The sequence below is a fragment of the Clostridium sp. AF12-41 genome (assembly GCF_003461685.1).
GTDB lineage: Bacteria > Bacillota > Clostridia > Lachnospirales > Lachnospiraceae > Otoolea > Otoolea fessa.
In genome coordinates this window covers 11,685-26,428 of the sequence record NZ_QTXO01000003.1, presented here as the reverse complement: position 1 = coordinate 26,428, position 14,744 = coordinate 11,685, and the positions used below count along the sequence as shown (strand labels likewise).

The 14,744-nt window shown below is 49.6% G+C and carries 2 protein-coding genes; both read left to right on the top strand.

Annotated features, from left to right (window positions below):
• Positions 1 to 86: 86 nt before the first annotated feature.
• Positions 87 to 1,031 (top strand): hypothetical protein, encoded by a 945-nt coding sequence (locus tag DWV73_RS06010; RefSeq protein WP_022358976.1) that lies wholly within the window; start codon positions 87 to 89, stop codon positions 1,029 to 1,031.
• A gap of 60 nt (positions 1,032 to 1,091) precedes the next feature.
• On the top strand, positions 1,092 to 14,660 hold the full coding sequence (locus DWV73_RS06005) for a SpaA isopeptide-forming pilin-related protein (RefSeq protein ID WP_117796154.1): 13,569 nt from the start codon (positions 1,092 to 1,094) through the stop codon (positions 14,658 to 14,660).
• Positions 14,661 to 14,744: the final 84 nt, after the last annotated feature.

The following is a 14,744-nucleotide window of genomic DNA, read 5'->3' as shown; positions in this document are numbered from 1 at the left end:
AGGTAAACAGGAAAATGAAGGGATTTTTTTATATTAAAAATGAAGTGGAATGAGACAAAAAGAATGAAAAATGGGGGTATAAAAAAATGAAACAGGATAAGAAAACAACCAATAAATCGGGATGTACAGCCGTACTGGCAGCAGCCATGATCGCAGCCGGAGGTTTCAGCGCTTATGCGGGCAATCAGGGGACGCATGGCGGTGAATGGAAGGACACAGAGAGTCTGAGATGGGAGTGGCAGAATGGAGAGATGAGTTTTTATGGAAATGGAAGTATTTTTTCAGAGCAGCACCCAGAGATCAGCGATCCGGAATATTACCTGAAAGAGGCAGTCCGTTATCCGGGGGAAGCAAATCCAGGGTGGAATACGAAGGGAGAACCGAAAGCAAATTATAGCTGGGCTTCGGTCGAAGAACTGCAGAAATTTGTCAATAGTTTTGACTGGATTCATTTGGATGAAAAAACGCGTCTTCTGTATGTGCATAACCGGATTGCAAACGGAGAGGGAGGTTTTAACCAGAATCATTACGGTTCGCCGGAAGAGGCAAAGGATTTCCCGGTTTTGGAAGGAGGCGTTGGCGTCTGCCGGGATTTCGCGGAAGAATTTCAGTTCCTATGCCAGATCGTAGGGCTGGAGTGTGTGACCTACACGCCGGAATATCTCCATGATGCGTGCCTGGTGCGGATCGGCACGCAGTGGTATGCGACGGATCCGACCTCCAGCCTGCCGCTATTTTCAAATGCGAAAACATATCCGGTTGACTTTGAGACGGAGTTTTACCGCTATGAAAATAAGGAGCGGGAGCAGAGAAGAAAGGAGTATGAAGCGGATCCAGACAGTCTTGCCAATGTGCTGGCGCTGACCTTGAGTATGCGGGGAGAAGGGACGATTTCCGAGGCTGCCTGGGAGAAAATACAGGCACCGATGGGGCAGATAGAAGAACAGTGGGGACGACAGGAAATATCAAGACAGGAGTATGAAAAGGGGATTATCTCGCTGCTGAAATCAGTTTGGGGAACTGAAAAATAAAGAAAACGAGGGACTGCCGGTGTTAAGGGGCGCGGGGCAGTAAAAACGAGGAGGAAGTTTATGGGGGAGTATCGGTACAGAGAGAATGTGAAACGGGGGATGGCGTTTGTACTGGCAATTATATTGGGAGGAATAGCTTTTTTGCCAGGATTCCCGGTTTTTCCGGCGAAAGCGGCACCTGCGAGCGGTCAGCAGACAACACTGACGACAGCCCATGGCGATACGCTGCTGGGACACAAGCTTTATTGTATCGATAAGGGCGGTTATGCGATCTGGGGAATTGCAGAAAAAGGGGATCTCTATGAAGCACACCGTCCCTCCCAGGCATCCGTTCCGCTGAGCAGTCAGGAACAGAAATATGTATTTTGGGCGATGCTCTCGCTCAAAGCCGCGCTGGGGGATGAAAAGGCAAATACATTTATCCGGGCGATCAATGTGGCAGCAAAAGCACAGGGAAAACCGGAAATTATCAAGATGGTGTCCGAGGAAGATCTGAAAACAATCCTCTATGTTCCAGCTGTGCGGGCAAAATATCCGTGGCTGGAGGCAGCTGCGTCAAATAGTGAGGCGTACATGCAAATGGGAGGAATGCTGTCTGGCGGAGGCAGCGGAAAGGAAAATACCGGTGTCGGCGGCGGAAAGATTCCAAATGTGATAGCTTCCAGCACCTCGCTGGGAACGGCAAAACAGGTAGATGCGGCGACTCTGACGCTGTCGTTTGCGCCGGATGGCTCGGATTGGGATTTTATCCGTTCTGTACCGCTTGAATTTTCAAACAATGACGGTGTTTCATTCAGTCCGGTTCCGACCGATGGATGGACATATATAAAAACCGACTCGCAGATTGTATTTAAAAATCCAAATCCAAAACCGTCGAAAGCCCTGATTCGTTTCCGGGTGGAAGGAACCCCATACGCTTCGGGCGGCGGGGGATATGCTTCGGCGGAGGAGGCGATTGACCAGTCGCTTCAAATCTGGGAGTGTGTGACCTGTTCGGGGACACACGGAGGCGGAACGCCTGCCAAAAGTGATCCGTGGATTCATCAGCGGATGGCATGGATGGAGCTCGGAATGGTTCCGGTCAATTATTTTGCTGCATTGGCGGGCGATCCAACCCCGGTACCGGAGCAGGGAGGCATTCAGTTTGAGGTATTTAGGCATGAAGAGGATTTTACTTCCACCTATAATCTACAGATGTATAAATACGATCATGAGACAGGGAAAGCGCTGGAAGGGGCGCGGTTTGGCTTCTTTGAGCGCTTTGACGATAAGAACAGGGTAAATACTGAGCGGGACGGAGCTGCCGAATTGTATGAGGGCGGAGAACCATATGCCAGTCATTATCAGGATGAGCCGGTTCTCTGGGATGGTTTCAGACAAGTGGGTTCGGCGGTAACAGATGGCGATGGCTACGCCTCCCAGACGGTGGAACACGGTTATCACTATGATAAGACGTTCTGTGACGGTCATCCGGCACCGGTCTTTGTACCTGTTCCAGAGGAAGAGGAGGATGAAGAGGGAGAAGTCATCAATGAGGATGAGATTGAGGCGGCGCAGGCAGAAAATATCCGCCTGGCAAATAGCTGGCTTTTGTGCGAAGAGGAATGTGAAAGAAAGGCGGGCGGAGACTTTGAGGGCGTCCATTTCCACTGGATAATGGAGGAGGTCGATGCAGGGGAGATAGAAGGTATCGCGTCAGACGGCGGCTCCGAGGGAGAAACACCCGATGCGGGACCGATGACAGGGGCAGACGGGGAAACTTCGTATGCAAAGTCTGGCTGCCAGGAGGACTGTGGGCAGACGTATGAGAAGTTCATTTCCATGAAGTACAGTTATACCTGGAAAGAATTTAAAGCGCGGGATGGATATATTCTGCATGATGAACATGCAGATGACCTGCCAATTGAGATTATCACAACCGATGCATCTGAGCATGGGGCAAATGCAGCCTTTGGAGGCGGATATTCGCGTGATGTGGTGCTGGGAACGAAGAGTGTGAGAAGGAGTCAGGGCATCGGAGAGGCTTCCGGAAATCAGAATGGAGAAAGTGAGGCGAAGGCAGGAATTTCTGAAAAAAATGGCTGGGATCGTCGAAGTGCGTCTGGCTGGACGATCCGGGAAAATTTAGCGGCTTTTCTGGGGGAGAGTCCTGCATTTCCAGGGCCGTTAAAAATGCGTGTTTTGCCGCAGAGGGTGGTTCTGTTTACGGCATTGGATGCAGCGCTTCTGGGGAAAGGGACACCGTCGGAGGCGGAGATAGGAGAAAAACCGCAAGATACAGGAAGCAAAGCGGGGAGAAATAGGAGTAAGACAAGTGAAAACAAACAGGACATAAATGAAAAAGGCAGAAAATTGACACAAGAGAAGAAGGAAGCAACTGCCTCGGAGATGAAAGTCTCTATTTCGGAGCGTCTGGTAAATCGCGTCCAGAAAGGTTTTGTGTTTATTGATGAAGCGGATGATGATTTAGAAGAAGCAGAAAAAGCGGAACGTGCAAGTATTCGGCGATATATGGCAACCGGCTCAGATTTATTGACAACCGAGGCAGGTTTTTATACAAGCTGGCATTCACCTTCTTCGTTGTATCAAAATCCGCAGTTGTCACAAAGAACGGAAACACTGGCGGGTGCGGCAGCAGAGTCTCTATTTTTCCCAGCCTATGAATCGGCGCTTGTTTCCGCGAGTGTGGGTTCAGCGATAGAGCCGGGAAGTGCTGGCAATTTCAGCCATTGCAACGGGGCAGACGGCGAGAAAGATGCCTGGAGGATCTACGATCACCGGACAGAGGGCGAGGTACATATCAATAAAAAGGATCTGGATCTGAAAAAGGGCGAAAATGAGTCTTACAATGCGCTTGGGGACTCACAGGGGGATGCAACGCTGGAAGGTGCAGTGTATGGCTTGTTTGCAGCAGAAGATCTGCTGCATCCGGACGGGAAAACAGGGGTAGTTTACCGGGCCAATCATCTGGTGGCGGTGGCGACGACAGACAAAAATGGCGATGCCTCGTTTCTGGCATGTACAGAGGCGCCGGGGCGAACCTATGATTATTCGAAGGGGACAATTGCGGATGCAGCGGATGGATGGCGAAAGAAAGCGCCGGGAAATCTGTATACACAAGATGCGGCGATCGATGATTATACGGCAGATAAAGCCTGGGAGCGGATTTATTATAACAATACGTCAAAGAATGGAAATGCCTGGATTGGACGCCCGCTTCTGATGGGGGAATATTATGTCAAGGAATTAAGCCGATCCGAGGGCTTTGAACTTTCGATTGGAAATAAACTTCACGCAGTTACAAACCTGGGACAGGATCTGGAGGCAGCGGCCCTGGAACCGGGAGAAGGATATGCCCATATTTCCATGCAGATGTACGGGGAAGAGCAGGCAGGCGATGGCGGCGCTGATACGAATGAAATTTTCTTTTCGGCAGAGTCGAAGAACACGAAAGATGGAGTTTATGAGATTGTGGTGTCAGGGCTGCCGGAGGGCGTGAGCTTTTATCGAAAAGATGAGGGAAAAGGTACGGTTTCGGTGGAAGCCGGGACAGGTGAGTATGAAAAAGTTTATACCGGGGAACTGGCAGCGGCAGAGAACGACTATCAGTATCCAAAGTACAATGCGGATGGCACGCCGATGAGTAAAAAGGTTCCGATTGATTATGCGGCGGGGTGGATGCGCCAGGTCCGGGTGCAGGAACTTGTGCCGGAGACAGTGGAAGCAGTTCTTTTGCAGGCAGAAACGGGAATGACAGAGGAAGAAAATGCGGACAAGCTGGTAAAGACATTTGATGTGGATGACTTTTGTTATCTGAAAGGGAAAGCTGAGCGGGTACTCCGTAGACATGCGAAAACAACGCCGAGAATACCGGGAGCAGGAGGAAATGCATATTCCAGTATCTATACCGGCGTATTTGACCGGGGTGTCCGGGAAGGAGAGCGGGACGTGTACGGCGTCAGCGGTGTGACGCCGGGAGAAAAGGCAGAAAAAACAGTGTATGGTTCTCCGGTTCAGACGATTGCGGTGCCGAAAACAAAAGATGGAATCTCAATGACAGTGGGAGACGCGATCACTTCCATTCTGGATTTTTATCATACCCATCCATATATCAGCTATGGCGGTCTGGACGCGGTGCATGAGTATTCGGATTCGTTTGAATTTACGGTATATGCAGGAATTTTAGGAATACCGGAAAATTTTATGGTACTGGGAAGTGATCCGGAGAAAGACAGCTTGATTTTTCACCGGGCAGAGTGGCTGCCGGATAATATGGAAATGTGTCCGCGTTATGTGTATATACCATATTCAAATAATCGCGAGCGGGACGCATTTGGAACGTATACCGATTACAGGGAAACAACTGCTGGAAATCAGGTGATGGCGTCGGCACTTTTGCAGACAGATGCTGTGATTGAGGGAGATGGTACGATTGTTCCAGAGGAAAATGAGGTAAATGTCTATTACAAAACCGGGGAAATTCCGTATGATGCGGATGGGCAGCCGATCCAGGTAGTTGTTTACCGGGAAAAGACAGAAACACAGCAGCGGGAGATAACGGAGACAAAATGGGTTCATCAGGCAGCAGCCCGGAATGCAGATGGGAGATACATACTGCGGGTCAACGCGAATTTTACCGACAGTTTTGGCGTGAAAAAAACAAATGCAGGCGTGCTGGAAGAGCTGGGATTTAAGGCGGTATTGAAAGAGAAGAAGGTTACACTGAACGAGGAAGAAGCCGCAATGCTGGGAAATGGTTTCTTTGCCGGCCACCAGATGAACAGTTCCAGCTATTACACGTGGATAAAACAGGCGCGGGCAAAGGCATATGTCGATTCTGGAGGTTCTGGCTTGACAGGCGATGATTCCTATGTGGTCCCGGTGGCACTGGCGTACCCTGGGCAGGAGACCACCTATCAGGATGCCGGGACAAGGAAAGAACCGCTGGGTGTACTGGAGCGAGTGATCCGCCAGAAGATAAAAATCGTCAAAAATATAGCGACGACACCGGAGGGCACCTATGCACATAACACTTATGCGGAAAGTGGACATACCGATCTGTTTACGGAAAAAGAGGGAGGGAAGGAAAATGTCGCTTCGGCACTGCCAAATTTCCGTTTTAAGCTCTATTTGAAATCCAATCTGGAACGTCTGTACCGAAATACGGATGGCGAAATCGTGTGGATGAACCGGGATGGGGAAGTTGTCTCGTTGCCGGAGGTAAAAAAGAATTTTCCACTGCTTAGAGAATCCTTTGCTCCGGTTCAGAAAATTTTCACGCAGGTAATTCATAAAAAAGATTCCCAGACGGCTGGTTCCGTCAATAACAATGTCTGGGGCAGCGCAGTGACGGCAAAGGAACGTCTGTACGAATATGGAAAAGACGGGCAGATCGCGGATTCGAAAGAGGTCAATCAGGGATATACAAGACTTCTTGAGACGGTTATGCGGACCAAGGAAGATGGAGCGGGATCGGTACGGGAAGTTTCCGGCTATCAGTATGAGAAATTTTTTGATGCGATGGCGGTGGCGAACCGGGATAAATGGCAGCGGGCAGATGCAGCAGATACATCCTTTAAGCCGTTTGCGTGGATCCGTACGGGCATTTTTGGAACCGGTGGCGGAGAAATAAAAGATCCGGCGCATCATAACAATGCGGCGATACAGAACCAGAGCCGTACGTCGGAAGCAGCCATAGAAAATGCAAAACGGTCGGATGCTGTCCGTCAGTTTGCGATTGACTGGTATTTGAAGAATGAGGTAAAGAAGCAGAACATTCAAGCATCGGGCGGACAGGAAAGCTATCCGGATTATATCTATGATGAAGCATTATATCAGGCAATTTTAAAAGCAGAGGAATATTTGAAGCCGTTTTTCTCCTATGATTTGGACGATTTATACGCGATTGAGTGGGACAGCGCGGAAAATGGAGGTTCCGATCGGGACAAAACAACGTTGTCAGCAGAAAAATTAAAAAAATCCGAGGAAGGTTATTATTACGGCGTTTCGAAATACCTTCCTTACGGAACCTATGTGGCAGTCGAGCAGCAGCCGTATTCTGGAGCACTGGAAGATTTCAAAAACCAGCATTATCGGATCGACCAGCCGAAAGAAATAGAAGTCCCGTCGGTTTATGAGGCAGGTGGAAACCTCGTATCTCCGGAAAAAAAGTCAGCGGATTATCAATATGACGCCTCGGCATTGCCGGAAACGCTGGCGGCGAACTATCAGATCCGGATGAATGAAGAGTGGGGAGATACAAATCAGGCGGATTTGAGGAAATATGTGATCCGCGCACATGGACAGGATGGAAATTATGAGATTTATAAGTATGGTCTGGATGCGGATAAACGGCAGGGAACGATCTCCTATCCAGGCGGAAGCTATGACTACAGCGGATTTTCGCCCGCTCAGAGGGAAATGGCGCCGTACAAGGACATTTATCGGTCTGAAAATGCAAATAGCCGGTACCGGAGCAACGAGAAGGTAGAAAGCTATTACCGCTATGGTTCGGTCTCAGAGCAGGCAGGGTGGGCAGATTCAGTGGAATATCCGTATGGAGAGAAGACGGATGATAACAATCCGGCGGGATTTTATCTGAAAGATCATGTCAGGACAATCACCGGGGCGCTGACCGGGTTTGACGGGCGGTATTTTCAGGGATTGGTGCCTTACAGTGTGACAGAACCGGCGGCGGAGTCTGCCTATGATGCGTTGGGATTTACCGGCTACGCGGATGGAAAATACCGGAATACGTTTTATGCTGCAAAGCTTCGGATTGAAAAACTAGATTCGGAGACGGGAGAGAATATTCTGCATGATGATGCGGTGTTCGCTATTTATGCCGCCAGCCGGGACACGTCGAAGTACAGCGAGGGGGAGGTGCAGTTTTATGAAAAAGATACACAGGTGACAGCCAGCCGGGAATTTTTGGAGGCAATGGGGGCAAAGAAAATCGCGCCGGTTGATTTGAAAACGCTAATTCCGTCAAAATACCCCTGGAAAGCACCTTATACAGGAAAATATACAGGCATAATCCCGGCAGGAACTCCGATTTGCAGTGAAACCGATCAGGTGGTGATGCAGGATGCCTTTGGGACGCGGACGGGCACATTCCGGGTTTATTCGACGCTGCAGGATTTTGGTGGTTTGGGGGAAACTCTGCCGTCCAACCAGAATACAGGATATCTGATCACGCCGCAGCCGCTGGGAGCAGGAGCCTATGTGTTGTGTGAATTATCTGTACCGGAAGGATACGTGAGAACGAAACCGATAGCGGTGGAAGTGTATTCGGATGAAGTGACGTATTATCGGGACGGAGAGCGCGGTCAGCGGGTGGCAGCTGCCGTGTATAGAGAAATGGTAACCCGGATAAGCAGCAACGGAGAAGCAGTCCAGAATCCGGATGGAACGAAGCCAAATGGCAATAAGCCGCAGGACCGGGGGGATGTGGCGCGGATTTATGTAGGAAATACGCCGATCCGGCTGGAAATCGCGAAAGTAAAACAGGAGGAAAAGGAGATTTTGTTTGAGTTGAGCGATCGGCGAGAGGGAACTTTGACCGAGCTTTCGAACCGTTATGGTCTTGAAAATCTGGAACTGGCGTACAATGCGTCGGGAACGTTCCTTGGATATGGGTGGTCAAAGGGCTGGCTGGATAGTCTGAGGGCAAAACAGGAAGCCGGGGAGTGGATTGACCTGATTTATGAGGATCAGGTTTTTACTGGAAAGGCGATCTGGCATCGGGTTCCAGATACGGCGCACGCACTCAACCGCTATCTTCCAGGTGCATCGATGTGCCTGTATGATGCGATCGAGGTAAAGAAGAACGGGGACAGTGAGGATCGGGCGTATGCCGGTGTCAATGTGGTGCGCGATTCGTTTGGAAATGTGATCCGGATGTATGTGCAGAAAGGTTATGCGGGAAACCGACTTCTGTATGTGAGGGATAAAGATCAAGAGGGGGAAGATAGCGAAGGAGAAAATAACAATTATACACGATATACGCAGGATGACCGGTTCAACGACCAGGGAAAAGGCAGATGGATTCTCAAGCGGGTTGAACGCGAAGATACAGACATTTTATATTACGATCTCGGGGCTCTGGAGGTATTTACGACACTCCGGGGCGTGCGGTATGCCTATAACGAAAAGGGCGAACCGGTGCGTCCAAAAGACGGCGTTCCATTTCTGGAAATTGTAAGCCCCAGCTATGAAGAACTGGCGTACAGTCGGAAAGAAAGGCGGTTTGAATACGTTCCGTCCGGGACAAAATTCTATCATCTGGCATCAGACGGAAGCCGGGACAGCGAGGTAGAACCGTACACGGGAATGGCATATGTGACGGAGGAGAAAACCGGCAAAACATTGGTGTGGGTGGTCCGGGTATCGAAGGATCGCTATGGAAATGTGATTGCCAGGAATAAGATAAAGACCGGCCGCGTAGCAACGATGTATGCTGATACGGAACAGGAATACACGATCGGGACATATGACGGAGGTCTGCTGCAGCCCCATGTCAATCCGGTTTTGAATGAAAATGGGCTGCCGGTTTATTACCAGCGTTCCGATCAGACCTATATCAAAGGATATCCCGTTTATGATCGGGATGGCGATTATGTGCGTTACCGATACAGCGATCTTCTCAGAGCTTACAATGCCAATGCATGGGATCTGCAGTTGAAAGCAGCGCTCTATGATATTGGAAAAGATCCGGAAAAACGGGAAGATGACCGACCACTGTACCATCGTCAGGGTGAGGCGTATCTGATGGAAAACAGCTGGATAACCGGGGATGAAATGCCAAACGATCCGTTCCATACACGGATCAGAGATGGGCAGGTGGACGTTTTAAAACGCGTTCCGGTGGGAGTGTATATTTTAGAGGAGACGCGTGCCCCATCCGGCTATGCGAAACGGATGCCGACAGGTCTTACGGTAGAGGAAACCTGTGAAGTACAGGAGCTGCGCCTTACTAACCGCCCGATCACGGTGCAGATCGAAAAGATCGACGCGCCAGAACAATATCAGCAGCCAGTCCGGGACTATGATCGCATTTTGAACGAATCGGATTCTAAGACCTGGGAGGAAGGAAAAGGGGGGTATACGTTTTCAAGTGTGGAAGGAGCCGTGTTAGCGCTCTATCCGGCAAAAAGAATTGCGAGTGATGATTTGGAAGCACATCCGTCCGGGTATTATCTGGAAAAGAAAGGGGAACTTCCGGCGAACTGGACGGTACTGGATGAGAGAAACCAGAAAAAGACAGTGACTGCCAAATGGACCGTCGGAAAGACGCCAATGGCATGGGAGGGGATTCCGGCAGGCGATTATATTCTCGGGGAGATAGAGACGCCTCCGGGATATCTGACAAATCAAATGGAGGTGGAAATCCGGGAAACTTCTAAGCTGCAGCTCATCACGATGCAGGAAGATCATATAAAAACTGCCTTTTTCAAATATGAGAAGAAGGATGGAAAAAAAGAATGTCTGCCGAATGCATATGCGGCGGAGCTGACCCTGTATGAGGCAGTGACAGATGAAAATGGAATTGTCATGGAAGCGGATGGAACACCGCGCTATGACCGGGAAAAACGGGTGACGAGCTGGAAGACCGAAGATGCGAAAGCCTACAGCCAAGGAAGCGACAGCTTTGCAACCCGCTATCAGGAGCTGTATGCAGAATATCACACAAGGTTTAACACGGTTGCATGGTGTGGATATACCGCTGAAAAACAGGAAGAAACGGCGACAGAACAGGGCGAATTAGTGCGTCAGCTCTGGAATCTGGGAAATGGTTCGCAGGTGCTTGTTCAGGTAACGAAAAATCTGCAGCCGGATGGAAAAGCAGGCTACAGCTATGATTTCCGCTGGAATTACCAGACGGAGGGGACTCTGGTCAGTTATGATACCTCCGATGGGATTCACCGGATTGATTATTTACCGCTGAATCCGACGAAAAATGATTTGGCTTCGAACAGAAAGAAAGGCTATTACGTTCTGGTGGAGACGAAAACACCAAGCGGCTATCAGAAAGCAGCACCGAAGCCGGTGATTGTCGAAGAAACTGCTGAAATTCAGCTTTACGGGCTGGAAAATAGGGCAAAGTCTGTCTATATTTCCAAGCTGGGAAGCTCAGGAGAGGCATCCGAAGAGGCAATTTATCTGGCAGGCGCAGAACTTGCTGTTTTCCGGGCGGCACAGGATGGAAGCCTGATGCAGGAAAAAGAATATTTAGTGGAACGCTGGATTTCTGGATCGGATGGAAAATTTACAGAGGAAGAAGCAGAAAAACAGGAGATTCCGGCAGGCTGGAAGGCAGGGGACTGGAAGCCGCATCGGATTTCTCCGATTGCCTATGGAGTGTATTATCTGGTGGAACTTTCGGCACCGGCAGGTTATCGCCTCATGGAACCTAAGAAATTTACGGTGGCGGCTGCTTCGGGGGAGACAATCGAAGCGGTTAATACGTTGAAACAGGGACGGGTTCGGGTTGAAAAGGTGGATGAGAGAAAGCCAGAGGAAAAACTGGCAGGTGCGGTGTTTGAAGTGAAAAACAGAGAGACGGGAGAAAAGGTTCAGATGGAGACAGACGAGAGCGGTCAGGCGGAAAGCCCATTGCTGCCAATCGGAACGATAGGGGAGAATGGAAGCTGGATTCCGTACCATTACGAAGTCCGTGAGACGATGCCGCCGGATGGATATCAACTTATTCCGCGCGTGTACGAGGTGCTGATGGAAGATCAGAAGGAATGCGAGGTGCTAACGTATAATCTGACGGTGCCGAATGAAACAACGAAAATCAAAATTTCCAAGCTGGATTTCGATACGGGTCTCTTTGTGTCAGGAGCAAAGCTGGCAGTGTATGAAGCGGGATTTTTGGATGGTGTGTACGCTGAAGCGGGTGAGGCATTGGAATCCTGGATCTGCGATGGGAAAACACACGTGATAGAAGGAAAGCTGATTGCCGGGCACACGTATCTTCTGAAAGAACTGGAAGCGCCGGATGGATACACTGTGCAGAAACCGATGATTTTCACGGTGTCAGATACAGGCAGGGGGATTAACGCAGCCAGAGATGGTGCAAATGCGCTGGAGACAGAGACAGCAGACGGTTTATTTGACAACATAACGTCTCTGCGGGTGCAGGGAAGAAAAGCACTTCGTCTGGTGAGAACACTGTGGGATTTGGACAGTGGGGAAGAATTTGTACTTTCTTCACTGATGGAAGCTTCTGCGCCTTATCTGGAACGAGAAAAATGTGAAAAAGAGGGAGTGGCGGAAGGACATCGTTTCGAACTGCGGGAGATCATTGAGTTCAGTGACGGCAGCCGCCGGACGATAGGAAAAAATACATTCCGTCTGAATTGGGATGAGAACGGACATTATCCGCTGACGCTTCGAACATTAAAAGGAACGAGGTATCGTCTGGAAGAATATCATCAGAAAGAGACAGATGGCAGGGAAGTGGAAAGCTGGATCCCGGAAAACAGAGATGGCCTGGGATATATCCATGAAATACGAAATCCGGAATACAGCGACCCTTGTGGCATCCGCGCCGTTTCCCCGATTGGAAAAGACGGAGCAGCGGTGCTGCCGGGAAGTGTAATTGTATATGAAATTACATATCGGAACCAGTCAGATAAAAAAGAAAATATGAAGATTGGACTGGAAATTCCAGCTGGGTGTGAACTAATGACAGCGGCTTCGATGGGCGGAGCGGAACAAATAGGTGAATCCTGGTATTGGAATATAGAGAATGTGGCAGCCGGATCAGGAGGCATTTTGCGGGTGGCTGTTCTGGTTGGAGAGCATATAAATGAAAACGGACAGGAAAATCATTCTGGTATGACGGTAACGGCAACGATATGGGGAAAAACGGGCAAAAGCTATGAATCCTTCCATCCAATTCTATCTCCGGGCGCAATTGCTATCGCCGGGCGGGTGACGGGAACTGCTGCGGCGTTGTTAAGGCAGGTAGATATAACATATACGTTATACTTAAAGAATGCGGAGGGAAAAGAGCTTCCAGGCTTGATTTCGTACACAGGTTCTAAATCGGGAACGCTGCGAAGTGGAGGAAGCCTGACGCTTTCTTGTGGCGAATCGGTTGTTTTGACAGGAATGCCGTGGGGAACAAACTATGAGGTTCGGGCACAAGTTCCGGCACAGACTCCGGATGGACTGCCGATCGAGTGGAAGAGTACAGGAAGCACGGGACGGACCTCCCGGCAGGGAAATACAGTGCTCTGGGAATTTCATCAGAATGATCGGTCGGTGCGCGAAGTGCTCAAACGTGGGAATAGATACCGCCTAGTTGAACTGCTGGAACTGGACGGTGGAAAAACGGAAGAGGTGGAGTCGAATCAGATGATTTTTTCTCTGGGGAATGATGCACAGATAGACGGAATTGGAATGATAGATTCCCCGACAAAGCTGGTCTTTTCAAAGACAGATCTGGGCGGAACGGAGCTTCCGGGTGCTCAGATAGAGATTCTGGATCAGTCTGGAAATGTAATCGAATCATGGATTTCTGCGGATCATCCTCATGAGATAATTGGAACGTTGACACCGGGAAAGAGTTATATAATGCGCGAGACGGGAGCGCCGGATGGATTTGCGTATGCGGAAGAGATTCCGTTTACTGTTTCCGAGGATGGAACGGTCGAGCGGATTTCCATGCAGGACAAGCCGACGCACGTGGAAATCACAAAATACAGTGTGACGGGAGAAAAGGAACTGCCGGGGGCGCGGATGGAACTCTGGGAGGAGAAGGAAGGCGGAACCTTGGTTGATTCGTGGGTATCTTATCGGGGCGCCCATGTGATAAAAGGAAAGTTAAACGCTGGAAAAAACTATGTGCTGGTAGAAAAAACAGCGCCGGATGGGTACTGGAAAGCAGAAAAAGTGACATTTACGGTATCACTGGACGGTCGAGTCGATCAGGTGAAGATGTATGACAGACCGACGGAAGTGCAGGTGGAGAAGCGGAAATGGAGGGAGCAGAAAGGAGATAGCGAATTTATAAAAGGTGCCCTCCTGAGGATTTCTGATGAGACTGGAAAGGTAATATTGGAATGGATTTCTGAAGAAAAGGAGAAATGTATACAGGGCATTTTAAAGGAGGGCTGCCGCTATATTCTGGAAGAGCTGGAAGCGCCGGAGGGCTACGAAAAAGCCGAACCAGTTTCATTTACGGTTTCAGAGGACGGAACGGTGACGGTTGTGCGGATGTATGACCGTTTGAAGCCGGAGAAGCCAGGGCGACCGGGACATGGTCAGCCGGAATATCCAAAGAAAGTGATAGAAGAGCTGAAAGAGGGCTATTTAACAGTTCACGTGCCAGAGTCGATCTGTGGAGAGGGGAAAATTGTTCTCGACAGCAGACAGATGAAGCCGCTTCCGAGGATGGGATATGGAGAATCAGCCACCTGGGGAGTGGAAGGCGCTTATCAGATTGAGGACGAAAAAGAACGTCTGAATGAAGTGATTTCACTGATTTGGAAGTGGAAACTGGTGATTGGACTGATATGTATGAGCGTTGGGACAGGACTGGCGCTCGCAGAGCGGCGAAGAAAGGAGGAAAATATAAAAAAGAATATGGAGAGGAATGATAAGGGCAAGGAGGAGTAAAAAAATAAGAGAAAAATGAACAGAAGAAAGATGTACTCTCGGAGTCTTTTCTGCACTTGCTTTTGCGGCTAACAAAAAACATTT